Below are 24,605 nucleotides of genomic sequence, written 5' to 3'. Positions count from 1 at the left end.
CCGTGACGTTGCGGCGTCGAAACAGCGCCTGTGCGGCCCCTGTCGTTAAAATGTCACAGGCCCGGGGCATTCTGGGCCAATGCACCCTCCCGTGAGCCATATCCCGCGCCTCGCCTGCCTCAACCACAAAGGCGGGGTGGGCAAGACCACCTGCAGTGTCAATCTGGCCGCCGGGCTGGCCCGGCTGGGCTGGCGCGTGCTGGCCGTGGACGCCGATCCGCAAGCCCATCTGACCGCCTCCCTGGGGCTGGTCGCGGCAGACCTCGACGGACTGGCCGGCGTCCTGGACGGGCGGCTCACCTTGGCCCAGGCCGTGGCCGACCTGGGGCAATTGCACCTGTTGCCCGGCAGCGCCGCCCTGGCCGCAACGGAAACGCGGCTGGCCGGAGCTGCGGTTGGGTCGCACAAGCTTGCAAGCGCCCTGGACACGCTGCCCGGGGTCGATATCGTCATCATTGATTGCCCGCCCCATCTGGGGCCGCTGACGCGCCAGGTGCTGGCGGCGGCAACCGGGGTGCTGGTGCCCATGACCCCGGATTTTTTGGCCATGCAAAGTCTGGCCTGGCTTATGGAGACGTTGGCCGAGTTGTCGGGGACGTCGGGCGGGCCGGACGTGGTCGGTGTCGTGCTCAACCGCTACAGCGCCCAAAAGCGCCTGCACCGCGAGGTCCGGGAGTTGGTGCGGCAGCATTTCCCCGGGACGGCGTTCGCCACGGCGATTCGGGAAAACATCGCCCTGGCCGAAGCACCCAGCTTTGGGCAGGATATTTTCAGGTATGCGCCACGAAGCGCCGGGGCGGCGGATTTTACCGCTCTGTGCCGGGAACTGGCGGTTCGACTCGGCCAACCAACTCCGGGCGGGGCAGCCGCCGCCCGGCAATAAGGATGTCGTATGGCAACACGTTCCCGTCTCGGCCGTGATCCTTTGCAAGACGCAGCCAAGCCCAAAACTCCTGCTGCCGGCCGCAAGCCTGCGAAAAAAAAGGCCGCCGGGGCCGGCCAGCCTTTGGCACCTGAGGCCTCGGCGACACCGCCACAGGCTGACGACACCCGCAATCTGCAAACACCGGAAACGCTCGCGCCGGTGGCCGAGGCCGCGGTCGCGCCCGGGGGGCCGCTTGCTATGGCCGAGGTCCAGGAAGCTGCGGCCGGGGAGCCGTCGCCGGCCGCCCCCGAGCCAGCCGCCGCGTCTGCCGCGCCGTCGGTGCTGACGGTGCCGTCGCAACCGGATGCGCTCGGTGCGGCGTTTCAGCCGCCAACCGAACCGGCTGCGCCGACAGCCTCTGAGTCTGCCGCGCCGCCGGTGTTGACGGTGCCGTCGCAACCGGATGCGCTCGGTGCGGCCTTCCAGCCGCCAACCGAACCGGCTGCGCCGACAGACGCCGCGTCAGCCGCGCCGTCGGTGCTGACGGTGCCGTCGCAACCGGATGCGCTCGGTATGGCCTTCCAGCCGCCAACCGAACCGGCCATCCCGTCTGTCGCGCCGTATGCTGCCCCGGTGGCGTCTCCTGCGCCGCACGAGACGCCGCTGGCGCACAGTGACGCTGCCAGTGCCTCCTGCGAGCCGGATTCCCTGCTCCAGGGAGAACACGCGTTGACGCTCTTTTTTCGCAGCGTCCTCGATGCCTTTGTCCCCGACGATCCGGGTGCCCTGCACGTTGTGGTCGATGCTGCCGCCGGTGCCGTGCCGGTGGAAAAAATCCTGTATTTCAGCCACGCCCTGCAACGCATCGTCCTGCCCACGGCCCGGCCGGATCAGTTTGCCTGTCGCCCGGGGGAGGATTGCGGTCCGTTGCCGGTGTTGACGGCCCGCCTGCGCAAAGGCGCAGCCGACAGGCACGTCCTGGAACTCTTCGACAATGGCGATTTTTTCCGCAACCGCTTGCCGCAAGTCCGTCTGGGTCTGGAGGCGCTCAAACCGCTGGTCACGTTTGTCCTGGGACGCGGCGGGTCTGTGCGGCTGGCCCAGGGGCGCTGCGTCGCGTTTGAAATTACCGGCTAAGCGTTAGCCAGGAGGCTCGTTTCGTGGAAAAGGACAAGCAAAAGATCAAGATCGAAGGTGTCATGCAGTGTGCCGACCTGAGTGTCGTCCTGGAACAGCTCATTGCCGACATGAAAAACGGGAAGCTTGCCGTGCAGGTTGGGGACGAAGCCCTCCTCCTGCATCCGTGCCCGCGCGTCAACGTGGTCGTCAAAGCCGCCACCAACAAGGACGCCGAAACCTTTCATCTGGAAATTTCCTGGAAAAGACCGCCGGAGTTGGGCGGCGTTGCCGGCGCGGCGCGCTAACGGCCGTCGCTCCCTCGTCTCTGGTCCACCCAGGTCGTCCTGGTCAACGGACAGTTCGTGCTTATCTCTCAGGCAGGCCCTGCCCAAGGGCCGCAACCTGAAACATGGGCAAGAGGTTCGAGGATACAGCGTATGTACAAGAAAATTCTCCTGCTGGCCCTGACCAGCCTGCTGCTGGCAGCAAGCGTCGCTTCTGCGCAACCGCGCAGGGGGGGGTATTATGGGCCTGGCCCCGGGCTGGGAGTCGCCCTCGGGGCCGGGATAGTTGGCGGCGTCGTCGGCGGCTTGCTGGCTGCGCCGTATTACGCCCCGCCGCCTCGGGTCTACGCCGCACCGCCGCCGGTGTATTATCCGCCGCCTCCCGGGTATTACCCGCCGCCTCCCGGCTACTATCCTCCGCCGGCCTATTATTATCCTCCGCCGCCGCGCTACGGCTGGTAGGGTAAGCGTTTACGCCAAACGGCCTCCTGCACAGGAGGCCGTTGTCGTTGGTGCGTACCCCACGGCTGTGGACGTGGCGCGGGGAGCTAGTCGGCCATTTCCCAGAGCGAGCCGTCGGTATTTTTACGGGTGCCCATGGTCTTTCTGGCCCCGCAGTGGCGGCAGAACACTTCCACTGTCCGGGTGGTTTCCGTGCGGGCTGCTTCAGAGGACACCAGCGCCGGTTTGTCGCAAAAGATGCAGTCGAACCGGGGTTCCTCGGTCGTTGGGGAGGGGGCGTGGACGGTGAAGCTCATGGCTGTTCTCCCTTGGCGGGTGGGGGTTGACGTGCCTGAATGGCTCCTCGCTAGGAAACCATGCCAAAGGGTGCTGTCTGCAGCAAACGAAAAGGTTCGTGTCCGGGGGTGTTGCGGGCCGTATCGCTGGGGCCAAAAGGTGTTGGCTGCGCAACAAAAAGGCCGTCTCCTCGCCGGGAGACGGCCTTTTGGCGGCAAAACATGTGGGCCTTAGGAGGCGACGGTCAGCTTGCTGGCAACGTTGTCGAAAACGTCCTTGAGGTTGGAGCCGATGCTGGTGACGGCGGCGATGATGACAGCGGCGATCAGAGCGGCCATGAGCCCGTATTCAACGGCCGTGGCACCTTCTTCGTCCCGGATGAAAGCGGCGATGGTGGTCAGCATGGTCTTATTCTCCGTATGTAAAATGTTTGTTGCTTCCTGGCGACTCATGCTGTTCTCCTAAGCATAGCGCGTGCCAACCCGCCGGATTCTTCTATCGCACTTAAAAAGTTCAGTATTTTTTATAGAGCTGGATTTTTGAGCCCGAAGCTGTGGAATAGGGCGGAGTCGTTCCAGAAATAATGGAATCCGTGAGCCAGGGGGAGGGGAGCGGGTAAGGGTAACGCCCGGCCGGGCGAAGCGTTCGCCCGGCGAACCGGCCGGCCAATGTGTTCCAGAGTCAGGGTGCTGCGTCCGGGGGCAGGGGCAGGGACAAGGCCAGGAGGCGTGGCCGGTCCGCTGGCGACGACGGTGGCCTGGGCAGGGGGCCCGGACACCGTGCGCCGTCTCGGCGTCAGGGCTACCAGCGAAGGACGTAGTAGCGCAGATAGATGTAGCCCATGGCGATGGTGATGGTGCCCAAGGTCACCGGCGCGCCGTATTTGAAAAAACGGGCAAAGGTGATGGTGTGGCCGGCCTTTTGGGACAGCCCGACCACGATGACGTTGGCCGAGGCCCCGATGGCCGTGCCGTTGCCGCCAAGACACGCCCCCAGGGCCAAGGCCCACCACACCGGCAGCATGGTCGGATGGGTGTACAGGGCCGGGCCGGACAGGCCGGTGGCCGGGCCGAGAACCTTCTCGGCCAGTTCGGCCAACAGCGGATTCATGGTGGCCACAAAGGGAATGTTGTCAACGATGGCCGAGGCGATGCCGGAAAACCAGACCATGACCATGGACAGAACCAGCATGGAGTCCTGGGTGGGGTTGGTCAGGGCGATGACCTTCTGGGAAAAGACCCCGATCAGCCCGGCTTTGACCGTGCCGCCGATGATGATGAACAGGCCGATGAAAAAAAAGATGGTGGGCCACTCCACTTCCTCAAGCACCTTCTGCGGATCTTGGCCAGAGACCAGGAGCAGGGTGGAGGCCCCGAGCAGGGCGATGGTGGCCGGCTCGAAGCCGAGAAAGCCGTGCAGGGTAAAGCCCGCGATGGTCAGGCCGAGGATCAGGCCGCTTTTTTTGAGCAGCGCCGGGTCGCGGATCAGCGCCCGCTCGTCCATGGCCAGGATGCGGGCTTTCTGGGCCGCGCCAACGGTCAGGCGTTTGCCGAAGATAACCTTCCAGGCCAGCATCCAGGCCGCCATGATAACGACGATGGCCGGGGCGAGGTGGATGAGGAAATCCATGAAATCAAGGCCGGCCTTGGAGGCGATCATGATGTTGGGCGGATCGCCGATGAGCGTTGCCGTGCCGCCAATGTTGGAGGCCAGCGCTTCGGTGATAAGATAGGGCACGGGGTCGATTTCCAGCTCCTGGGCCACCAGGAGTGTGACCGGGGCCAGAAGCAGGACGGTGGTGACGTTGTCCAAAAAGGCCGAGGCCACGGCCGTGACCACGGCAAAAATGGCCATGATGGCAAAGGGTTCGCCCTTGGCGATCTTGGCGGCTTTGACGGCCACGTACTGGAACACGCCCGTCTTGGTCATGATGTTGACCATGATCATCATGGAAATGAGCAAAAAGACCACGTTCCAGTCCACACCCAGATCGGCGTCGTGGAAGGCGTCGTGCTGGGTGAGCACCTTGGTGGCCAGGGTCAGCGCCGCGCCGAAAAGGGCCACCTTGGTCTTGTTGATCTTTTCCGAGACGATGACGACATAGGCCGCGACAAAGATGGCGGTGGCGATCCAGAACATAGGGAACCTTTCTCCGTGCTACAGGCCGCAGCGTCTGGCCAGGAAATCGAGGATGCGCCGGCGGGTGATTTCGCCCACGACCCGGCCCTCGGCGTCAACCACCGGCAACACGTTAAACTTGCCTTCGGTAAACAAAACCTCGGCGGCAAAAAAGGAATCGTCCTGGCCAACCGAGACAACCTGGCGATTCATGACGTCGGCAGCGGTTTTGTTGCGGCAGGCGGCAAAGCCCTCGCAGACGACAGCGGCGTCTTCAGGCAGCGCCCGGGCCAGGTTGGAATCGACGAAAAAGGGCAGGGCGGCCCGCAGAAGGTCGTAGCAGCTCACCACGCCAAGCAGCTTCCCGGCCGCGTCCACCACGTAGACCAGCCTGGAATCGCGGCGGCGATGGGCAGCGGTGAGGGTGGCAAAGGAGGCATCGGGGCCGACGGTCGCCAGGGTATCCCGCATCATTTCGCGTACGCGCATAATTGCTCCTTGCGACGCGGCAACGTCGGTGCCTGGGTCGCGCCCTAGGGATGCGCCGGATTTGCGAAAAATGTCAAGATCGGGCGAGCACTTCGGGGTTTAAACAGGTGGGCGGCGTGGTGCCGTCCAGCATGGCCAGCAGATTCTGGGCGGCCAGGACGGCCATGCCGTCGCGGGCTGTCCGGGTGGCCGAGCCGATGTGGGGTGTTATGACCACATTTTTGAGCGCGGCCAGCCCCTCGGCCATACGCGGCTCGAATTCGTAGACGTCCAGGCCCGCGGCAGCGATTTGGCCGTGCGCCAGCGCGGTCACCAGGGCGGCCTCGTCGATGATGGGGCCGCGTCCGGTGTTGACCAGGATGGCCGTCGGCTTCATTCGGGCAAAGGCGGCGGCGTCAAAGGCGTGGCGGGTCTGTGGGGTCAGGGGGGCGGTGATGGCGATGACGTCGGCCGTGGCCAAAAAGTCCTCGAAGGGCAGATACCTGGCCCCCAGTTCCCGCACCAGGGTGTCGTTGGGTTTGCGGCCGCCGCAGGCCACGATGGGCATGTCAAACCCGCGCGAGAGCCTGGCGAGAGCCAGCCCGATGCGCCCCGGGCCGAAAATGCCCAGGGTGCGGCCCGTTAACTGCGTGCCGATAAATTGCAGCGGTCCCCAGCCCGGCCAGTTACCTGAGCGCATGACGGCGTCGGCGGCCACGATCTGGCGGGCCGCAGCCAGCAGCAGGCCAAAGGCCAGTTCGGCCGTGGCCAGGGTCAGCACGTCCGGGGTGTTGGACACGGGCAGGCCGCGGCGCGTGGCCTCGGGCACGTCGATGTTGTCATAGCCCACGGCGTAGTTGGCGTAGCCGCGAAGCAGTGGCGCGGCCTCGAAAAAGCCGGCGTCGATGCGGTCGGTCAAAAGGCCCATGACCCCGTGGGCCGTGGCCGCCTGGGTGAGCAGTTCGTCGCGGGTCAGCGGGCGGTCCTCGGGGTTGACCCAGACCGCGGCGTGGCGGCGCAAGAGGTCCAGGCCGGGTTCGGGGATGGCCCGGGTGACGACGATGCGTGGACGGCTGGGCATGGGGCGCTCCTTGGGCGTGGCGAGTGGTTACTCCTGGCGAGGTGGCCCGAAGCGTTGCTTCGTGTCAATCGTTGCCTGCGCGCCGCCGCAGGCTGTTTTTTCCCGGGCCGGAATTTAGCTAAAATTCACTTTACAAGCGGCCGGGAAGGATTAGTTTGAGAATCAACGGCAACCTCGAAAGAGGCGAACCCCAGCAGGAGGAACCGCCGTCACGAATGCCGTTTCCCATACCCGGCGAATCGAGTCGCCCCAGTAGGATGGCGAACCGGCCTGAGCCGGCCAGCCAGAATGCAAGGACAGTCGATCACATGCCTGGATGTCGGCGCCGCGGCGCACAAGGGCCGCACGGAGACCCGCCGGCTTCCCACCCGGGAGAGGATTGGACCGAGACAACGCGCCAAGGCGCAAGGTGGAGGTTTACGCCGATGGGTCAGATAGGTGCATAATCGGCGAATTGAGTCGCCCGCAGGAACGGCCGGTAAAAGGCCGTAAAGGCGAAAGGACTTGCCCGATCGCCCATAGCCCCAGAGTACGCGACACGCAGCCCCCTCGGGGGAGGAGGCGTCGCCCAGGGGAATGGTCCCGGAAGTACGGAAACCCGCGAACAAAGTTTGCGCGAACGTCGCGCCAAAACCACACAGAAACCCACTCCCGGCGAGATGACTCGCCGCGAAGTCGGGAACCGGAGGTTCTCTCCGGAACCCGCCGGGCGGGGGGAGATACCTTCCTGCCGGGTGCTTCGGGCGCGGACCGGCCGCAAAGACCGGAACAATCCGACGCCGCGACGGTTGTGAACTTGGTTTCGGCAATATACGAACACGATGAGTAAGCGACCTCGCCTGGCCCACACGGACCGGGCGAGGTCTTTCCTTGCCAGGAGGACCACCGCATCATGACCAGCCAGATAAAAACCGCCCTGCTCCTCGGATTGCTCACCGTCCTTTTCTGCATTGTCGGCCAAGCCATGGGCGGCCGCTCCGGACTCGTTATCGCCTTTGCCCTGGCCTTGGCCATGAACCTGGGCAGCTACTGGTTTTCCGACAAAATCGTGCTGTCCATGTATCAGGCCCGCGAACTGTCCCCGGCCGACGCCCCCGGGCTGCACGCCATGGTCGAAGAACTGGCCCGAAACGGCGGCATCCCCAAACCCCGCGTCATGCTCATCCCCCAGGAAGCCCCCAACGCCTTTGCCACGGGCCGCGATCCCGAACACGGCGTGGTGGCCGTCACCCAGGGGCTTATGCGCCTGCTCTCGCCCGAAGAACTGCGCGGCGTTATCGCCCACGAACTGGGTCATATCAAAAACCGCGACATCCTGGTCCAGTCCATCGCCGCCGTGCTCGGCGGTGCCGTCATGATGCTGGCCAATATGCTGCAATGGGCCTCCATCTTCGGCGGTTCCCGCAGCAGCGACGAGGAAGGCGGCGGCTCGGGCGTGCTCGGCGGCCTGCTCATGGCGATTCTGGCCCCCATCGCCGCATCGCTTATTCAAATGGCCATCTCCCGCTCGCGCGAATATCTGGCCGACGCCGCCGGAGCCGAACTGTCCGGCACCCCCCTGGCCCTGGCCGGAGCACTCGGCAAGCTCGATACCTATTCCCGGCAAATCCCCATGAACGCCAGCCCGGCCACGGAAAACATGTTCATCGTCAACCCCTTTGCCGGCGTGTCCATGGCCTCGCTGTTTTCCACCCATCCGCCCACCGAAGAACGCATCCGCCGCCTGCGCGCCATGGCCGGGCGATAGGGGGAGAAGAGTGGAAGGCGAGGCGAAGAGGCCTCCGGCGGCCGGGGGGGATCATCCCCCCCGGACCCCCTGAAAGGGAGAAATATTTCAAGGGGTTTTTGGCGTTGGCTGGCAATCTGGCAGCTGTGACCGGGACAGTCGAGGGGGCGCTTGACGAGAGCCACCGTTGCTCTGCCAGCCGGGGGATATTCCCCAGGACCCCTCAAGGGGAAAATTTCTAGGGGAGACTGCGTTGCAGCGACAGACGTTGTTCCCCGTAAACCCCTTGCCTTCCAGGTGGGATTCCAAAGGGGCCACCCCTTTGGCCGCCGGAGGCATTCTTCTAACAGGCGCCTCCCCCCCCGGCCGCCGGAGGCATGAAGGAATCAGAATGAACCGCATTGTGTTGTTTCGCCGGGCTGTCATGGCCGTGTGGCTTTTTTCCATAGCCTCCACGGTCTATCTGTCGCTGTTGCCCGGCCTGGAGTTGCCGGTTAAATTCTGGAACGCCGACAAGGTGTATCATTTGTTGTGCTATGCTTGGCTTGGCGCCTTGCCGCTGGTGGCCTTTGCCAAGGGCGAAACCGCCCGCAACGCCGCCTACTGCATGGTTCCGCTGGGCGGCCTGATCGAATGGGGCCAGTCGTTTGTGCCGGGCCGGGCTTCGAGCATGCTGGACGCCGTGGCCAATGCCGTGGGTGTTTTTCTCGGCATGTGGCTCGCCCAGACGCTGCTGGCCCGCTGTGAGGCCTGCCGGGGGCTGCGCCAGGAAGAGGGCGGCCGCGCCCTTTAGCCTTTTCCCGTCCCATCCAACAAGCAGGCCGGTGCCGGGGCATTCCTGCACACCGCCGCAACGTGGCTGACTTCGGTGAGCCCCATCCAGCAATCGGGCCAGCGCCGGAGTATTCCGGCGACTGGCCGGCCCGGCCTTTTCCCCCACCAGCTGCATCAAAAAAACCGTTTTGCATTTTTGATCAAATCAGTCGTTCCCCTGCCAGCCGATTGTGGCAGCGGCCCGCCCTCCACGCAACAGACAGGTTAAGCGCAACGTTTTTGCGCCACTCCTGCTGGCCTGATGCGTTTGATTATCTTTTTGTATACAGCTGTTATTTTCGCTTGTCGCATTGTCATGCCGGCTTGGCTATCGTAGCATAGTCCCAAAACCTTTTAGCGAGGAGAGGGACCATGGGACATGCCGGCAAAGGGGGCGTGCGGCTCCTTGTCGTTGTCGGGCTTGTGGTCGTTGGCGTGGGGCTGTTTCTGGCCCTGGGACCGCCGGGGCTGTTGGCCAAGTCCGAGACGCCCGATTTCTGCGCTTCCTGCCATGTCATGGAGGCCCAGTATGAGGCCTGGTTCCACCAGGGGGCGCACAAACGCATACGCTGCGTGGACTGCCATCTGCCAAACGACAACCTGGCCAACCACTATGTCTGGAAAAGCATCGACGGCATGAAGGATGTGGTGGTCTTTCACTCGGGCCGGGTGCCTGACGACATTCGGATTTCCGCCCATGGCAAGGCGGTGGTCCAGGCCAACTGCGTGCGTTGCCACGAGACGGCCGTGGAGATGATCGATCAGAAGCGGTATTGCTGGGACTGCCATCGCCGGGTCATGCACCGGCACGCCGGCGTGCCCTTCACGCGTTAACGCCAACCGGCTCCGGCCGAGAGAGGGATGACCATGCGGGGAAAAATACTCTATAAAATGGCGCTTGGCGCAGCGCTGGCCACGTTCCTGTTTGTTCCGTACGCCTGCTCGCCACCCAAACCCGAGCCGGTCAAGACCGTTGTCATTCCCGACGGCGAAATCGATCCGGCCGTGTGGGGCAAGGCCTATCCCGAAGAGTACGAGACCTGGAAGATGACCGAGGAGCCGACGGCCGCCGGCAAGAGCAAATACAAACGCGGCTTTGACGCCGACCGCATCACCTACGACAAGCTGGCCGAATTTCCCTACATGGCCCTGCTGTTTAACGGCTGGGGCTTTGGTGTGGAATACAACGAGCCGCGCGGCCACGCCTATATGCTGCGCGACCAGCTCGAAGTGGACGCCTCCCGCCTCAAAGCCGGCGGCGTGTGCTTAAGCTGCAAAACGCCCTACGCACCGCTGCTCGTCAAGGAAATGGGCGTTGACTATTACAAGCTGCCCTTTAAGGAAGTGCTGGCCAAGATTCCTGAAAAATTTCAGACCTTGGGCGTGGCCTGCATCGACTGCCACAACAACAAGGACATGAGCCTGACTGTTTCGCGGGGCTTTACCCTGGTCCCGGCCCTGGAGGGCCTGGGCGTGGACTGGAAGAAGCTGACCCGCCAGGAAATGCGTTCGGTGGTCTGCGCCCAGTGCCATGTCACCTACAGCATCCCCAAAGACAAGGACATGCAGTCTGTGGGCTTGATTTTCCCCTGGCAGTACGGCAAATGGGGCGGCATCGCCGTTGAGGATGTGATCAAAAAGATCCGCAGCGACGATGTCTACCGCGAATGGAAGCAGAGCGTCACGGGCTTCAAGCTGGGATTTATCCGCCACCCCGAATTTGAATTTTTCTCCAACAACAGCGTCCACTGGAAGGCCGGGGCGGCCTGCGCCGACTGCCACATGCCCTATACCAAGGTGGGCGTGCGCAAGATTTCCGACCACCGGGTGACGTCGCCGCTGAAAAACGACATGAAGGCCTGCATCCAGTGCCACACCGAGACGCCGGAGTGGCTCAAGCAGCAGGTGACCACCATCCAGGACCGCACCGTCTCGCTGCAGATTCGGGCCGGCAACGCCACCGCTGCCACGGCCAAGCTGTTTGAGGCCGTGCACAAGGCCAGGCAAGACGGCAAGACCTTTGACCAGGCCCTTTACGACAAGGCCAAGGACTACTACGAGGAAGCCTTCTACCGCTCGCTGTATATTGGCGCGGAAAACTCCATGGGCTTTCACAACCCCACCGAAGCCATGCGCGTTTTGGGCGACTCCATTGCTTTTGCCATAAAGGCCGAGGCCTATCTGCGCCAGATTCTGACCAAGGCCGGCATCGACGTGCCCATAAAGGTCGATCTGGAACTGTCCAAGTACCTGGAAGGCCGGGGCACCAAGAAGCTGCCCGGACAGCCCGACCAGGAGTTTAAAGACCCCATGGGCGTCCAGGACCGGTTCTAGGCCACGCCGGGACCAGAATGCGTTTCCAGCGCCCGCCCCGAGGATTTCGGGGCGGGCGCATTTTTTGGGGGGGCCGCCCGGCCGTTGCGGCGTGGCGGTCAGGGGCCAAAGAAACTGCAGGGTGCTTGACTCCTGGAGGTGATTGAACTAACAGGAAAAAATTATCACCATCCGGCCGCAAGGAGTGTCCCATGCCTGACCCGAGAGCATTGCGACGGTCTTTTCCCGTGCTTGTCCTGGTGCTCCTGCTGGTTGGCTTGGGCGGCTCCCCTGCCGCAGCCGACGACGCCTATGATGCGGCCGTGGCCGAGGCCCGGGCCAACGCCGCCAACCCCGGACCCTGGACGGTGAGGAATCTCAAAGTCATCACCGGGGCCGGGACCGGCGATGGCAACACCTACGTGGACGGCAAGGTGGTGGCCGCCACCTTCACCAAATCATCCTATTACACCAGCGCCTACCCCGGCAAAACCATGAGCGTGTATGGCTCCGCCAGTTCCAGCGCCACCTGGGTGACCGTTGGCGGCGAACTGAAATCCTACTGGTCGCAAACGGGCGTCACGGCGGCCGACGCCAAGCTGGCGACGTCCCAGGCTTTGGGCATGCCGGCTTCCAACAGCAACGACACCATCGTCGAGATGCTCGTCACGCCGAGCCTCGATTCCATCCAGCGGCCGACCAAAGACCCGTCCATCGCCACACAGCCGACTTCCCTTGGCAGCGCCGCCGCCTTCGTCCGCCCGGCCGGCATGAGTGACGCGGCCTTTGCCAATTTCACCGCCTACTACGCCAACTGGGAAGCCTCGGCCTACGGCGCGAGCCATTTCCCCTGGACCCAGCTCGGCTACACCTACCGCTGGGGCCACGGCGACACCCTGGCCGACATTCAGGGCCTGTCGGAATTTATTCTGCCCGGTAGCTCAAGATATTCAGTCTATGCCATCTATTCCCTGACCTCGTATCTCTACACTGCCGGCAACGGGTCCGGTGATTTTGCCGTCACCGGCAATCTGGACACCCTCTGGGCCGGCCGCTCGTTTCAGCCGCGCGGCGATACGGTTGCCATCGGGGCCGGGGCCGTCGTCTCGGGCGGCCAGGGGCTGCTTATCTCTTCGCCCGGCTATAGCGTCACCAACAGCGGCACCATCACCGGCGCAACCACGGCCAAGTTCGGTCTGGCCGGCACCGAAAACGTGGCCGTCCTTTTCCTGGGCCAGGCGCCAAGTGCCGGGGCCATGGCCGAAGCGTATGGCCCTGGCAACAGGCTCGATAATCCTGGGACCATTGCTTCGCCGGGCACGGCCGTTCGGGCCGACGCCGGGGATACGACCATCGTCACTTCCGGGAGCCTGGCCGGCGGCGCGTACGCTGTCCAGACCGCTGGCGGCAACGACCGGCTGGAGGTGCTCGGCGGCAGGGTTTCCGGCCGCATCGACCTGGGGGCCGGCGTTGACAGCCTGACCACGTCCGGGGCGTCCACCCTGGCCTTTAGCCTCTCGCCCCTGGGGATCTCGCCCGTGTCGGTGGCAGGGGTCGAGTCCGTGCGCCTGGGGGGCGACACCGCCCTGGCCCTGACCTTTGATACGTCCGGCTATGTGGCCAACGGCCAGTCCTACCGGCTCATCGAGGCCGGTTCCCTGGCCGGGCCGGCCGCCGGGCCGGCCGTTTCCAGCAATCTGCCCATGGTGCGCTTTTCCTCCACCTCGGATGGGTCCAACCTGACCGTGACCGGGCTTCGCGACCTGGGCTGGTACACCCGGTCTGCTGCCAACCCGTCCCTGGGTGCGGCTCTCGACGGCATCACCACGACGGTCAATCCGGCCATGGAAGGGCTTATTGGTCTGCTGGATCAGTCCGGCGACCCGGCCGGCCTGACGGCGCGGCTTATGCCCGGCCCCCAGACCCGGGCCATGGTGCTGTCGGTGGACGCGGCCTCGGCCTTTAGCAGCGCCTTTGCCGCCCGCATGGGCGGGCTTCGGGGAGCGACGGGGCCTGTCGTCGGGGCCGGGGGGCTGGCCCCGACGGGCTTTGCCGACCAGTCTCCGGGCCTGCCCGATCTGGCCGACCTGGGCCAGTCTGCCGCTGCCGGGCGGGCGGCCTTTGGGGTAAGCCCCCTGCAGGCGGCCCTGCCGGCGGCGAACGCAGGCGGGCCGGGGCTGGCCGTTGAAGGCCCGGTGGAAGTCTTTGCCTCGGTCTACGGGGCCAAGGGCCAGGGGATGGCCAGCGGCGACGCCCCGGGCTACGCCAGTTCCCTGACCGGGGCCATGGGCGGGGTCGGCGTCCGGGCGTATCCCGGTGTGCGGCTGGGACTGGTTGGCGGCTATGCCTGGTCGCGGGCCGATTTTTACGGCGGCACAGGGACCAGCGACGACCATATCTGGCGCGTTGGGCCGTATGTTTCCCTGGATTTCGCCCCGTACAGCCTGGACGCCATGGTTGCCTACGGCGCGCACCGGCTGCATACCGAGCGGGCGGTCTGGTCAAGTACGGCCGCAAGCCAAAGCACCATGCAGGAGCTGTTGGCCTATCTGCGGGCCGGGCGCACGGTGGAATTGGGGAACGCCCTGGTGGCCGAGCCGTTTGTCGAGGCCCAATACCTGGGCCTGCACCGCAACGCCTACGGCGAATCCGGGGCCGGGGCGGCCAATCTGGCTTTCCCGGCCAGTGACAGCACGTCCCTGGCCTCGGTGCTGGGGCTGCGGCTGCAAAAGGCTTTTGAAGTGGGGGGATGGACACTTACGCCGGACATCTGGGGCGGCTGGCGGCACGAATACGGCGACACGGCACCGCTGGTCCGGGCGGCCTTTGCCGGCGCGCCGCAGGAGCAATTTGCCGTTTCCGGCGGCGCTTCGGATCGTGATCAGGCCCGGTTCGGGGCCGGGCTGACCCTTGGCGGTGCGGCCGGCCGGGCCATAAACGCCCGCTTTGACGGTCTGGCCGGGGGCGCGCGCTCGGATATGGCCCTGTCTGTCGGGCTGCGGCTGACGTTTTAAGGCGCTGCGGCTAGCGCGTTAGCGCACCACCACCACCGTGCAGGGTGCGATCTGCACCAGCCGCATGGACACGCTGCCCAGCAGCATATTTTCCACGTCGTCCTTGCCCCGGCTGCCGATAAAGACTTCGGCGGCCCCTTCTTCCCGGGCGATGCGGGCCACGGTTTCGGCCGGGCGGCCCGGTTCGTAGCGGGTGCGGATGGTCACGCCCCGGGAACGGGCGATCTCCTCGGCTTCGGCCAGGATCTTTTTCGGCTCGCGCAGGATGGTGGCGAAGGCCTTGTCGCAGTCGGTGGCGCTGCAATCGAAAAAAGTCAGCGCCTCGACCACGGTGACGGCCAGGATATCGGCCACGCCGCAGCCGGCCTCGTCCAAGGCCCGTTCCAGGGCGCGAAACGACGGCTGGGAGCCGTCCAGGCACACGATGCATTTTTTCATGGCCCACTCCGGTTTGCGCCTGCCGCTGCGGCCTACTCCACGTGGAGCACCACGGCGAAGGCGGTAAACATGGCCCAGACTTTCTGTCCCTCGGCCAAGGCCAGCTCCCGGGCGCTTTGGGTCGTTATGACCGCACACAGCCGGGTGTCGTCGGACAGAGCCACGATGACCTCGCTGGTCAGTTCACCCAGGCGGATCAGCTCCACATCGCCCAGGAAGCGGTTGCCGGCTGTGGAGCGCGGCATATCGACGGCAGCCTCCAGCACCACCCAGGGAGCCTTGATCTCGGCGGTGACGAAGCTGCCTTCGGTAACACCCAGGTTTTTGAGGCTCTCGTTGGTGATAATCGAGCTGACGGCATGGCCGCCCAGGCTTTCGACGGTGACGATGGACTGGATGTCGCCGCGCTGCACCCGGGCCACCCGGCCGAAAAAGGCGTTTCGGGCGCTGGTGCGCCGGGTTTCCCGGGTGAGCACTTGGCGCTCCACCTTGCGCCGTTGATCTTCGGGCAGATGGAGAAAGGCGGCGGTCAAATCCGCGGTGGAATGGCCCAGGATGCGCTGGACCACGGGCAGGGGCACATCGTCGCGCAACAGTTCCACGGCCCGGGAGCGGCGGATGGTGCTGGGGTTGACCAGCTCCTTGGTGAAGCCGCATTCCTCGGCCCGTTCGTAGAATTTGCGCCGCACATGGCCCTGGTCCAGGCGAAAAAGCCCCCCGCGAAGGCTGGCGTAGGCCGGATCGTCAAAGACGGCGGCCAGGGCTTCGCCCAGTTCCGCCGGAATCTGCACCTCGCGGCCCGGCCCTTCCTCGCCGCCGCCCAGCATCACCGACAGGTTTTCCAGATTGACGTCGCTGCGGTCGTTAACGGCCAGCACCTCGCCCAGGCGCGCCCCGGTGTGGCGCAGCATGAGATAAATCAGCCGCACCCGGTTGCGTGAAACCGCCACATCCGGCCGTCCGGCCCGGGTCGTCCAAGCGGAAAAAGCCTCGGAGAGCCGGGTCAGCTCCAAGGTGTCGAGAAATTTGACATCATCGGGCACGGAAAAAATCCGGGCCGCGCGAAACCGCTTGCCCCCCGACTCGGGCGCGGCATTATTCGTCTCGTCCATCAAACCTCCCCGCCTCCATCTGTGCGGTCGAAATGTTACGGGCAGGCCCGCAAAGTCACGTTCTAGCGTAGCGTTCACAAAAAACATTTATGTTTTTTGTAAATAAGTGCAGTAAATTAAGTATTTTACCGCTATGCAGACCATAGTGGCAATTTCGCAAACGCGGCACTAGCGCGCGGCCACGACCTCAAGCTCGACCAGCACGTCCCGGGGGAGTCTGGCCACCTCGACGCAGGAACGCGCCGGGTAGGGCTGGGCGAAATAGCTGGCGTAGACTTCGTTTATGGCCGCAAAATTGTCCATGTCTTTAATGAACAGCGTGGCTTTGACCACATTGTCCAGGGTCAGGCCGGCGGCTGTAAGGACGGTGCGGACGTTTTTGATGGTCTGGTGCGCCTGGTCCGTCACCGAGCCGGGGACCACCGCCCCGGTGGCCGGATCGATGGGGGTCTGGCCCGAGACGAAGAGCAGATCACCGGCCCACACGCCGAGGGAATAGGGGCCGATGGGCGGCGAGGAACCTTCGGCGACAACGACTTGCTTGGACATTGGGAAACCTCCTTGGCTGGCGATGGGGACGCGGCCGCCGGCAGGGCGGTCTGACGCAGTGTGCGTTGCCCGGGGCGCGGCGTCAACTGTCGCCACCGGCCATGTCGCCTCGGCCGGGCCGTGCGGCAGTATAGCGCCAATCCCCTGGTCCGGGAAGATGCCCCGGCGGCCGGGGAGTGCGGGGCGGGAAGATGGAAGCGGCCTTTTGGGGCTGCTCCTAAACCCGCCGTGCGGTCGCCGGCCCAGGGGGTGGCATCGGGACGATTTGACCGTAAATATTGGTGTGGCGACTGGATCGGTGCAGCGGTTTGGCAGGTGGTGGCTGTGGTACGCGCCGCTTGCTTTGTACAGGGTGCCGAGCGGTGCTGGTGAGGGGGAGCGGGTGGGTTGACGAATTTAATGGAGTCGTTACAATATAAAAATGTGTTACCGTTTTTTATTGTGATTTGGCATTTGGCGAAGGCGAACTTGGGCATAATTGTCATAGTAACTAAGGAAAGGAGTTTACTTTGTTTTCTAAAATGCGCTGGTCTCAAAAATGTATTCTTTTGCTTGTTGTGTCCTTCTTTGCCTTTCAAGGTATTGCTGTTGCGGCAGATGATTATTCCTTCAAGGTTCATAACAAAACGAGTGTCGGCATTACAAAAGTGCTGGTCAAGGAGGCTGGTGGCAAGTGGGGTTCCTTTGATGTTGGCACTATGATAAAGCCAGGAGCCACAGCCAAGCTGGTATGGGCCGGCCACACCAATACCCAGGATTGCGAACAGTGGATCAAAGTGGTCTATGCGGACGGCTCGGAAACAAAGGCCGCCAAGTTCGATTTCTGTGAAACCGATCTGGAGCTTGAATTCGAATAGAGCGCGTTGGTTTCTGCCGTGGCTGCCGGCAGACTGTTTGGCTTAAACGGGGGGGCGCTGTCCCCCCGTTTTTTTTGGTGCGCCTGACCGGACGCGCCCAAAAAAAGGGGGGCCGAAAGGCCCCCCTTTGATGCGCCGATGGCAATCTGTTCGCTAGAACTTATAGGTCAGGCCAAGCGCCACCTTCCAGGCGTTGTTGCCGTTCTCGCTGGCCTGATGCACCAGGCGATGGCCCCAGACGCTTTCCTGGAACTGGCCATGGGCCCAGCCCGTTTCCATGACCGCAGCGAGGTTTTCATAGATCATGTACTTCGTGTCGAAGTTCAGGCCCATGAGGTATTCGTTGGTGGTCAGGTCGTGGCCCATGGTGAAGTAGTCGTTGGCAAACGTGTTGCGGGCATACCGGATGGCCCGGGCCGAGTTGTTGCCGCGCAGGTAGACGAAGGTCAGGCGGTGGGACAGGTCTTGGAGAAACGACATCTTATTAAGCGAAGCACCGATGCCGTAGTTGCCCACCGGCGACACGTACATGTTGGAACCCTTGCCGAGTTCCTGGCTGTCGTCGAACAGGAAGCTGTTGCCCGGTCCCCAGGTGGAGCGCATGTAGGGCATCCGCTCGGAACCGTTGGACGTGGACTTGTCCTCGCCCGTGGACCAGAAGGCAAAGACCTGCGGGGTAACCATGTCCAGGCCGGTGTATTCCGCACCGCCGTCAACCATCCAGCCTTCGCGCTTGGCACCCTTGGTGTCGCCTGTTGCGCCGGCTCCGTAGATGACGTCGGCATAGAAGCGTACCGGGTCAAGGGCGGTCACTTCAAACGCGCCGCCGACCCAGTAGTAGGGGTTCTGGCCGTTCTTCCAGCGGCCCGTGCCGTAGTTGCTGGTCATATTGGCCGAGCTGCCGGCCGAGACCAGGGTGTTGGCAAAGCTGTTGCCGGTATCCACCGTGTCGGTGGTGTCCTTGAAGCCGTAGTTGGCGTTGCGGCCGGCCACGGCGACCATGCCCCAGGGGGTGGCCTTAAAGCCTTCCAGGGTGACGGGCAGGGCCAGGAAATAGGCGTCCAACTCGTCGGCCACCTGGGTGGTCGTGTTGTCGTAGGTGCGGTTGGTGTCAATCAGACGGCCAAAGCCGGTCATGATCGACAGGGTGTTGTCAATGAGCGGCGCTTTGATGGTCAAGGCGGCCATCTTGTCGCTCCAGACCGGGCTTCCGAAGAACAGGCCGCTCTGGGGCAGGTTCACGTCCTGCAAACCGGCGGTCACTTCGATGTCCTGGCAACCGGGAACCTTGAACTGCAGATAGGCCAGATCGACCTGTATGGAGGTTTCCGGGTTGGCGGCGGTGAAGGTTCCATGGCCCCAGGTGTCTTCCACCTTGATGCCCAGACGGAATTTCACGCCTTCGTTGGCGATGAAATCGGAACGCAAGCGGAAGCGTTCCCAGATTTCAAAGGAATCCTCGGTCTTGGTTCCGGCCTTGTTCCAGCCGGTGAAGTTGCGCGCGCTAAAGAAATTGCCATACACGCGGGCGTCACCAGTCATTTTGACTTCGGTGGCGGCCCCGGCCACAGCGGCTGCTCCGAAAAGCAGCGAAGCGGTCAAAGCGAGACATCCAAACTTTTTCATACGTCCTTCCTCCAGGAAATCAGGCAGGATCAAGCGAACTGCCATCGAGGCACCGGCAACCTCCGGCGGCGTACCGGAAGTTGTCATGGCAACGAGGTACGCCGGGTCAAACGGTAAAACAAGTTACAAATTATAAATTATTGTTCATGGAAACTAATTGGTCCGGCAAGAGTCCTGTCGGCTGCTTGTGGAATTGGGTTACACGGTTTGATTTTTGTAAGTTCTAATAAATCTGGATGGTTACTTGTTTTGATGGATGCCGGTCGGCAGGCGGCTGCAGACCGGGTTGGGCCGGCGCGGGCAGGATCGGACCTGTACAGACAGAGAGGCCGACCGGCGGGGAGCGTTGGGCCTGTGTGGGCAGCGGCTGACCCGCTGCAGCGTTGGACCGTCGCGGAAGGGATTGGACCAGCGCGGGCAGGGGCCGACCGGCTGGCAGCGTCGGACCAGCGCGGGCGGGGCCGACCGGCGGGTAGATTTGGACCGGCAGGCAGGGGTGGACTGGCGCGGGCAGGGGCCGACCGGGGGGGCAGTGGGCGGACTGCGCGGGTTCAGGCCGCCGTCGTTTCCAGCCACAGGGCCGCGCCGAGCGCCCCGGTCAGGTCCGGTTCGGCCGGGAGCAGCGGCTCCTGGCCCAGAGCGTCGGCCAACAGACGAACGATGCACGGGTTGCGCGCCACCCCGCCCACAAAGACCAGCGGCGCGGTCAGCCCCACCCGGCCGAGCATGGCCATGGTGCGCGCCACCACGGCGCGGTGCAGCCCCAGGGCTATGTTGGCCGGGGACACGCCCCGGGCCATGAGCGTCGTTGCCTCGGTCTCGGCAAAGACCGTGCACATGGAACTGATGAGCGGGGCGTCGTTACCGGTCAGGGCCAGCCGGCCGAAGTCCGCAACCGACAGGCCAAAGACCGTGGCTGTATATTCCAGGAATTTGCCGGTGCCGGCGGCGCAGCGGTCGTTCATTTCAAAACGCCCGACCTTGCCGCCCGGGAGCAGCGCCACGGCCTTGGTGTCCTGGCCGCCGATGTCGAGCAGCGTCGCCGCCTGGGGGAAAAGGCTCCCGGCACCCAGGGCGTGGGCTTTTATTTCGGTCAGGGCGCGGGCCTGGGGGTAGCGCTCCCGGGCCAGTTCCCGGCCGTAGCCGGTGACGGCCAGGCGCTCGGGCACACCGTGGGCAAAGAGCTTTTCCAGCTGCCCCAGCGGATCAAAGGTCGTTGGCAGGCGGCGGGAGGACGCCACCGCGCCCCCCCGTCGCACCACCAGCTTGATGCTGCGCGAGCCGATGTCCAGGCCCGCATATTCCGTCATGCCAGGGTCTCCACAAAGGCTTCCACCCGGGTTTTGAGCTGGCCGGCGTCTTCCATGCCGTAATCCGTCTCGATGGACAGGTAGGGAATGCCGGCGGCGTCCATGGCCTTGCCCACTTTCATGGCCTCATGGGCATAGGGCTGGCAAAACAGCAAACCGTAGTGGATGACGCCATCGGCCTTGAGATCCCGGGCCATGGCGGCGATATTGTCCAGACGCTCGGTATTGGGCGTAAAGCAGGCGCAGTCGATTTTCATATAGCGGTCGCACAGGGCGTCGAGCATGGCGTCGAGGTTCCCCGGCGTTTCGTCGGTGCAGTCGCGGGTGTTGCGCGCGCCGATGCAGGATTCCTCGCCAACGATGACTGCGCCGGAGCTTTCGATCAGATAGGGCAGCTTCCAGTTGGGCACGGCCATGGGGCAGCCGGCCAGGAGCAGGCGCGGGGTCTTGGCCGGGGCAACGCCTTGGCCTTTAGTGATGCGGGCTTCGATCTCGTCGCAGAGTTCGTTTATTTTGGCGGTAAAGCGCACCGGGTCGTCGTAGAAGCTGATCTGGTTGACGAGCAGGGCGTCGCGGCCGGAAATGGGGGCCGGCTCGGCGGCGCGCAGGGCGGCCAGACGCTGCAAGGCCCGGCGCTTGGCATTGACGACTTTGGTGGCCTCGGCCAGAGCTTCGGCGGTGATGGTCTGGCCGGTGAGCTGCTCCAGAGCCTCTTTGTAGCGCACGAGCTCGGCGCGAAAGAGCGTGCGGTCGCACGGGGCCTTGCACTGGGGCACTTCCATCACGTGCATGGGGACGTGTTCGCCAAAGGCCTCGTAGGCCTTTTTCTTGCCGTCGCAGGTGGTCTCGCCGACGATCAGGTCGCAGGATTCGGTATAGGGGCAGATGCGGGCCAGCTTGAAGCCGATAAAGGATTTGATGAGATCGCAGGTGTTTCGCGGCACCAACGTCTCGGCCAGTTCGGTGCCGGCCTTGGCCCCGGCGCAAAGCCCCACCTGCACGGCCCCGGCGGCCAGGGTCAGCTCTTCGGGCACGAACACGCAAAAGGTGCCCACGATCTTTTTCCCGGCGGCCTTGGCGTCCTGCAATTCCTTTATGCGCAGGCCATGGACTTCCGAGAGGACGAAATCGAGGTACTCCGCGCCCTTGAGCCGGCCTTCCTGGGCCAAGTAGATATCGCCGTAAAATTTCCCCAAGACCGCCAGCAGGGCGTCGTGGGCTTCGATGTCCAGATCAAGCCGTTCCCACATGGCCGTATGGGCCGCGTCGCTCATGGCATCCTCCGGGTGAAAGGTTTGAATTGCACCCTTTTACCTGGGGCCTGGGCGGGCGTGAAATCGTTTGTTTCAATGCGTTTGGGCGATTGGCATCGTTACAAACTATCCATTTGGGAGCTAAAGGAATCCGGAAAGCGACCGAAGAGGGAGGTACACGCGTGAGTCTGGCAGGACCGCCGGACCACATTGCCGCCAGGGAGAAAGGCATATGGCTCAGATACTGCAATTTCAACCTCGCCGACTGCCGAGCAGGCCGTACCGGGAAGCATTGGACACCGAGCTGTCCCCCCGCCGGCCGCACATCAGCGACCGGGATTTATGGACCAGGGATTATCGGGAGATCGAGAACATTCTGTACGCGATCCTTAAAATCAAGGAGATTCTGGACTACCACCTCTATTACGATGATGTTTGGCCCTATTTACTGTTGTCTTTCATGGAATCGGTCCATAACGCCAAGCAGGGCGGTCCCCAGGATCTGCCGACCACCGGCGCGTCACTCAAAGATTATGTTCTTTCGGCTGTCACACCGGACAACAAGCGCGATTTGTCCATGGTGCTGTTGTTAACGGATTTGATCGAGAAGTCGCCGACCTATCGGGGAACCTCCGCGTCGCCCTAGGGGGCGGGATAAGACGGACGAGTCAAGATTGGGGCGCTGCCCCAAACCCCGCCGGGGGGATGCTCCCCCCGGACCCCTGCGCAGGGAGCGAGGGGCGGGGCATGATCGGGGGATTTTTTCAAGGCCGCAACCGGGTTTGGCGGCATCCTGGAAGACAGGATGCGTTGGCTGGACCGGGTTGCGGCCTTTTTGCGTGGGATGGGAGGCGACGGTGCGGCGAGCGGGCGCGATCCGGTACAAGGCGGCGTCGATAGTGCGGGCGGCGCTTCGGCCGCGCTACCCGAGGACGGTCTGGGCCTCGCTAGAAAAAAGCAACTGCACTTTCAATCGTCAGTCGCAGTGATGCCTTCCACCCCCTCCCCCAACTCCTCTGCCCGCAGCTGCCTTCTCAAAATCTTGCCGCTCCTGGTCCGGGGCAGGGTATCGCGCAACTCAACGGCGCGCAGCACCACAATCGGGCCGAGTTCGCGGCGCACGTGGCTGCGCAACTCCGCGCCAAAGGCGTCGGCGTCGGCAAACGCCTCCACCCAGCCGGGGTCGGGGATGACAAACGCTTTGGCCACCTCGCCCTTGATCTTATCCGGCAGGCCGATCACCGCTGCTTCGCTGACAAAGCGGTGCGATGTCAGCGCCGCCTCCACTTCGGCCGTGCCCACCCGGTGGCCGGCGATGTTTAACACCTCGTCGGCCCGGCCCTGCATCCAGAAATAGCCGTCCTCGTCGCGCCGGGCCACGTCGCCGGCGAAATACAGGCCCGGAATCTGCTCCCAATACGTCGACACATAGCCGGCCGCGTCGCCTTCAAGGCCAAGAAGCATTCCCGGCCAGGGCTTTTTGATCACCAGAAAGCCGCCCTGCCCAGGCGGTACGCTGTGCCCGGCCGCGTCCACCACATCGGCGTCGATGCCAGGGAGCGCCTTGCCCACCGAACCGGGCTTTAAAACCGAAATCGGCATGGGCGAAATCATGGCCATGCCTGTCTCGGTCTGCCACCAGGTGTCGAGCAGCGGGCACTTGGATTCGCCGAAATGCTTGTAAAACCACATCCAGGCCTCGGCTCCGAGCGGTTCGCCCACGCTGCCGAGCAGGCGCAGGGTCGAGAGGTCGCGCTTTTTGGGATACTGTGGCCCGTAGCGCATGAGCATGCGAATGAGTGTCGGCGTGGCGTAAAAAATCGTGGCCCCGTAGCGTTCGATGATGCTCGGCAGGCGGTCGGCCTGGGGATAGAGCGGATGGCCTTCGTAGAGGATGACCGTGGCTCCGGTTAAAAGCGGCCCGTAGACGCCGTAGGTGTGGCCGGTGATCCAGCCGGGATCGGCGGTGCAGAAATGGATGTCGGTGGGCTTTATGTCAAAGACGGTGCGAAAGGTGTGGTGCGCCCCGACCATATAGCCGCCGTGGCCGTGGATGACCGCCTTTGGCTTGCCGGAAGCGCCGGAGGTGTGCAGCCAAAACAGCGGATCGTCGGCTTCCATGATTTCCGTGGCGGCCTCGGGCGATTCCTGGCGCAGCAGATCATGGTAGTAGAGGTCGCGCGGCTCCTGCATGTCGATGTCATCACCACTGCGCCGCACGATGACCACCGTTTCGGCCGCGTCGCTGCGCACGCCGGCCAGGGCCTCATCCACCACGGTCTTTAAATTGATGAGCCGCCCGCCCCGGTAGAAGCCATCAGCCGTGATAAGCACCTTGGCCCGGCAGTCGTTTATGCGTTCGCGCAAGACCTTGGCCGACATGCCGGCAAAGACGAACACATGCACCGCCCCGATCTTGGCCGCTGCCAGCATGGCCACAACCGTCTCGGGAATGGGCGGCAGATACAGACACACCCGGTCCCCGCGCGTGACCCCCAGGGCGCGCAAGGCCCCGGCCAGCCGGTTGACCTCGCGGTAGAGCTCAAAATAGGTGAATTTGCGGCAATCCCCGGCCTCGCCCTCCCAGATGAGCGCCAATTTGTTTTTGGTCCAGGCGTGGACATGCCGGTCCAGGGCGTTGTGGGCGATGTTGCCCTGGGCACCCGGGAACCAGCGGTAAAAGGGCGCGTCGGAGTCGTCGAGGACCGCGTCCCATTTGCGGTGCCACTCCAGTTCCAGGGCGGCCTTTTCCCAATAGGCCAGAGGGTCGGCCGCTGCCAGGGCAGTTGCTTCGGCCAGATCGTGGGGTTTGACGTTGGCCTCGATGATCGTGGCCGGGGCCGGCCGAAATACCCGTTGTTCCACGAGCAGGGCATCCAGCGTTCCGGTCGGCGTCATCGTTCTTCTCCTTGGCAGTGTCG

At 63.9% G+C, this 24,605-nt stretch carries 23 protein-coding genes; 11 read left to right on the top strand and 12 right to left on the bottom strand.

Going from position 1 to position 24,605, the window contains the following annotated elements:
- The first annotated feature begins 91 nt into the window (after window positions 1–91).
- From GTA51_RS04725 to GTA51_RS04710, 4 genes are all read left to right on the top strand, one after another.
- Entirely contained in the window at window positions 92–883 is a 792-nt protein-coding gene (locus GTA51_RS04725; RefSeq protein ID WP_343039462.1) for a ParA family protein, read from the top strand.
- A 9-nt stretch (window positions 884–892) separates the two neighbouring features.
- Window positions 893–2,002, top strand: a complete 1,110-nt coding sequence (locus tag GTA51_RS04720; RefSeq protein ID WP_160959125.1) for a hypothetical protein — start codon at window positions 893–895, stop codon at window positions 2,000–2,002.
- A gap of 23 nt (window positions 2,003–2,025) precedes the next feature.
- Entirely contained in the window at window positions 2,026–2,289 is a 264-nt protein-coding gene (locus GTA51_RS04715; RefSeq protein WP_160959124.1) for an amphi-Trp domain-containing protein, read from the top strand.
- 132 nt (window positions 2,290–2,421) lie between these two features.
- Window positions 2,422–2,730, top strand: a complete 309-nt coding sequence (locus GTA51_RS04710; RefSeq protein WP_160959122.1) for a hypothetical protein — start codon at window positions 2,422–2,424, stop codon at window positions 2,728–2,730.
- Between the two features lie 86 nt (window positions 2,731–2,816).
- Here the strand turns inward: GTA51_RS04710 and GTA51_RS04705 are convergent, their stop codons facing one another.
- The 5 genes from GTA51_RS04705 to GTA51_RS04685 form a co-directional block, all read right to left on the bottom strand.
- The gene (locus tag GTA51_RS04705; RefSeq protein ID WP_160959121.1) at window positions 2,817–3,026 is read right to left on the bottom strand and encodes a hypothetical protein; all 210 of its coding nucleotides are present in this window, start codon (window positions 3,024–3,026) and stop codon (window positions 2,817–2,819) included.
- Window positions 3,027–3,236: 210 nt separating this feature from the next.
- Entirely contained in the window at window positions 3,237–3,410 is a 174-nt protein-coding gene (locus GTA51_RS04700) for a Flp family type IVb pilin (protein ID WP_160959271.1), read from the bottom strand.
- A gap of 397 nt (window positions 3,411–3,807) precedes the next feature.
- Window positions 3,808–5,145: an ArsB/NhaD family transporter gene (locus GTA51_RS04695; RefSeq protein ID WP_160959119.1), complete on the bottom strand. Its 1,338-nt coding sequence runs from the start codon at window positions 5,143–5,145 to the stop codon at window positions 3,808–3,810.
- Between the two features lie 18 nt (window positions 5,146–5,163).
- The gene (locus GTA51_RS04690) at window positions 5,164–5,613 is read right to left on the bottom strand and encodes a CBS domain-containing protein (protein WP_160959118.1); all 450 of its coding nucleotides are present in this window, start codon (window positions 5,611–5,613) and stop codon (window positions 5,164–5,166) included.
- A 73-nt stretch (window positions 5,614–5,686) separates the two neighbouring features.
- A complete protein-coding gene (locus GTA51_RS04685; RefSeq protein ID WP_160959116.1) occupies window positions 5,687–6,673 on the bottom strand; it encodes a 2-hydroxyacid dehydrogenase in 987 nt (328 codons plus the stop codon).
- Window positions 6,674–7,565: 892 nt separating this feature from the next.
- Between GTA51_RS04685 and GTA51_RS04680 the strand changes: the two genes are divergently transcribed.
- From GTA51_RS04680 to GTA51_RS04660, 5 genes are all read left to right on the top strand, one after another.
- The gene (locus GTA51_RS04680) at window positions 7,566–8,420 is read left to right on the top strand and encodes a zinc metalloprotease HtpX (RefSeq protein WP_160959115.1); all 855 of its coding nucleotides are present in this window, start codon (window positions 7,566–7,568) and stop codon (window positions 8,418–8,420) included.
- Window positions 8,421–8,790: 370 nt separating this feature from the next.
- Complete coding sequence (locus GTA51_RS04675) at window positions 8,791–9,192, top strand: VanZ family protein (protein WP_160959113.1); 402 nt, start codon at window positions 8,791–8,793, stop codon at window positions 9,190–9,192.
- A gap of 392 nt (window positions 9,193–9,584) precedes the next feature.
- Complete coding sequence (nrfH, locus tag GTA51_RS04670) at window positions 9,585–10,046, top strand: cytochrome c nitrite reductase small subunit (RefSeq protein WP_160959112.1); 462 nt, start codon at window positions 9,585–9,587, stop codon at window positions 10,044–10,046.
- Between the two features lie 33 nt (window positions 10,047–10,079).
- Window positions 10,080–11,546, top strand: a complete 1,467-nt coding sequence (locus GTA51_RS04665; protein ID WP_160959111.1) for an ammonia-forming cytochrome c nitrite reductase subunit c552 — start codon at window positions 10,080–10,082, stop codon at window positions 11,544–11,546.
- A gap of 191 nt (window positions 11,547–11,737) precedes the next feature.
- A complete protein-coding gene (locus GTA51_RS04660; protein ID WP_160959109.1) occupies window positions 11,738–14,539 on the top strand; it encodes an autotransporter family protein in 2,802 nt (933 codons plus the stop codon).
- An 18-nt stretch (window positions 14,540–14,557) separates the two neighbouring features.
- Here the strand turns inward: GTA51_RS04660 and GTA51_RS04655 are convergent, their stop codons facing one another.
- The 3 genes from GTA51_RS04655 to GTA51_RS04645 form a co-directional block, all read right to left on the bottom strand.
- Window positions 14,558–14,977 carry a universal stress protein gene (locus tag GTA51_RS04655; RefSeq protein ID WP_160959108.1) on the bottom strand — a complete coding sequence of 140 codons (420 nt, stop codon included), beginning with the start codon at window positions 14,975–14,977 and terminating at the stop codon, window positions 14,558–14,560.
- A 32-nt stretch (window positions 14,978–15,009) separates the two neighbouring features.
- A complete protein-coding gene (locus GTA51_RS04650) occupies window positions 15,010–16,089 on the bottom strand; it encodes a TOBE domain-containing protein (protein ID WP_160959106.1) in 1,080 nt (359 codons plus the stop codon).
- A 168-nt stretch (window positions 16,090–16,257) separates the two neighbouring features.
- Window positions 16,258–16,638: a RidA family protein gene (locus GTA51_RS04645; RefSeq protein ID WP_160959105.1), complete on the bottom strand. Its 381-nt coding sequence runs from the start codon at window positions 16,636–16,638 to the stop codon at window positions 16,258–16,260.
- A 509-nt stretch (window positions 16,639–17,147) separates the two neighbouring features.
- Between GTA51_RS04645 and GTA51_RS04640 the strand changes: the two genes are divergently transcribed.
- Window positions 17,148–17,495 (top strand): hypothetical protein, encoded by a 348-nt coding sequence (locus tag GTA51_RS04640; protein ID WP_246197980.1) that lies wholly within the window; start codon window positions 17,148–17,150, stop codon window positions 17,493–17,495.
- Between the two features lie 153 nt (window positions 17,496–17,648).
- On the opposite strand, the gene GTA51_RS04635 is transcribed toward GTA51_RS04640, so the two are convergent.
- The 3 genes from GTA51_RS04635 to GTA51_RS04625 all read right to left on the bottom strand — a co-directional run bounded on the left by GTA51_RS04635 (window position 17,649) and on the right by GTA51_RS04625 (window position 21,705).
- A complete protein-coding gene (locus tag GTA51_RS04635) occupies window positions 17,649–19,121 on the bottom strand; it encodes an outer membrane homotrimeric porin (protein ID WP_160959103.1) in 1,473 nt (490 codons plus the stop codon).
- 551 nt (window positions 19,122–19,672) lie between these two features.
- Window positions 19,673–20,431, bottom strand: coding sequence for an acyl-CoA dehydratase activase (locus GTA51_RS04630; protein ID WP_160959102.1), 759 nt, complete (start codon window positions 20,429–20,431; stop codon window positions 19,673–19,675).
- The gene (locus GTA51_RS04625; protein ID WP_160959100.1) at window positions 20,428–21,705 is read right to left on the bottom strand and encodes a double-cubane-cluster-containing anaerobic reductase; all 1,278 of its coding nucleotides are present in this window, start codon (window positions 21,703–21,705) and stop codon (window positions 20,428–20,430) included. Before GTA51_RS04625 ends, GTA51_RS04630 begins: the two co-directional genes overlap by 4 nt.
- 211 nt (window positions 21,706–21,916) lie before the next feature.
- Here GTA51_RS04625 and GTA51_RS04620 point away from each other — a divergent pair, with 211 nt between their 5' ends.
- Window positions 21,917–22,330, top strand: a complete 414-nt coding sequence (locus tag GTA51_RS04620; protein ID WP_160959098.1) for a hypothetical protein — start codon at window positions 21,917–21,919, stop codon at window positions 22,328–22,330.
- Between the two features lie 323 nt (window positions 22,331–22,653).
- On the opposite strand, the gene acs is transcribed toward GTA51_RS04620, so the two are convergent.
- On the bottom strand, window positions 22,654–24,582 hold the full coding sequence (gene acs, locus GTA51_RS04615) for an acetate--CoA ligase (RefSeq protein ID WP_160959097.1): 1,929 nt from the start codon (window positions 24,580–24,582) through the stop codon (window positions 22,654–22,656).
- Between the last annotated feature and the right edge of the window lie 23 nt (window positions 24,583–24,605).

The organism is Solidesulfovibrio aerotolerans, assembly GCF_009856865.1.
In the GTDB taxonomy this organism is placed as follows: Bacteria; Desulfobacterota; Desulfovibrionia; order Desulfovibrionales; family Desulfovibrionaceae; genus Solidesulfovibrio; species Solidesulfovibrio aerotolerans.
Note: the sequence above shows the minus strand (reverse complement) of the source record. Positions and strands in the feature narration are given on the sequence as shown.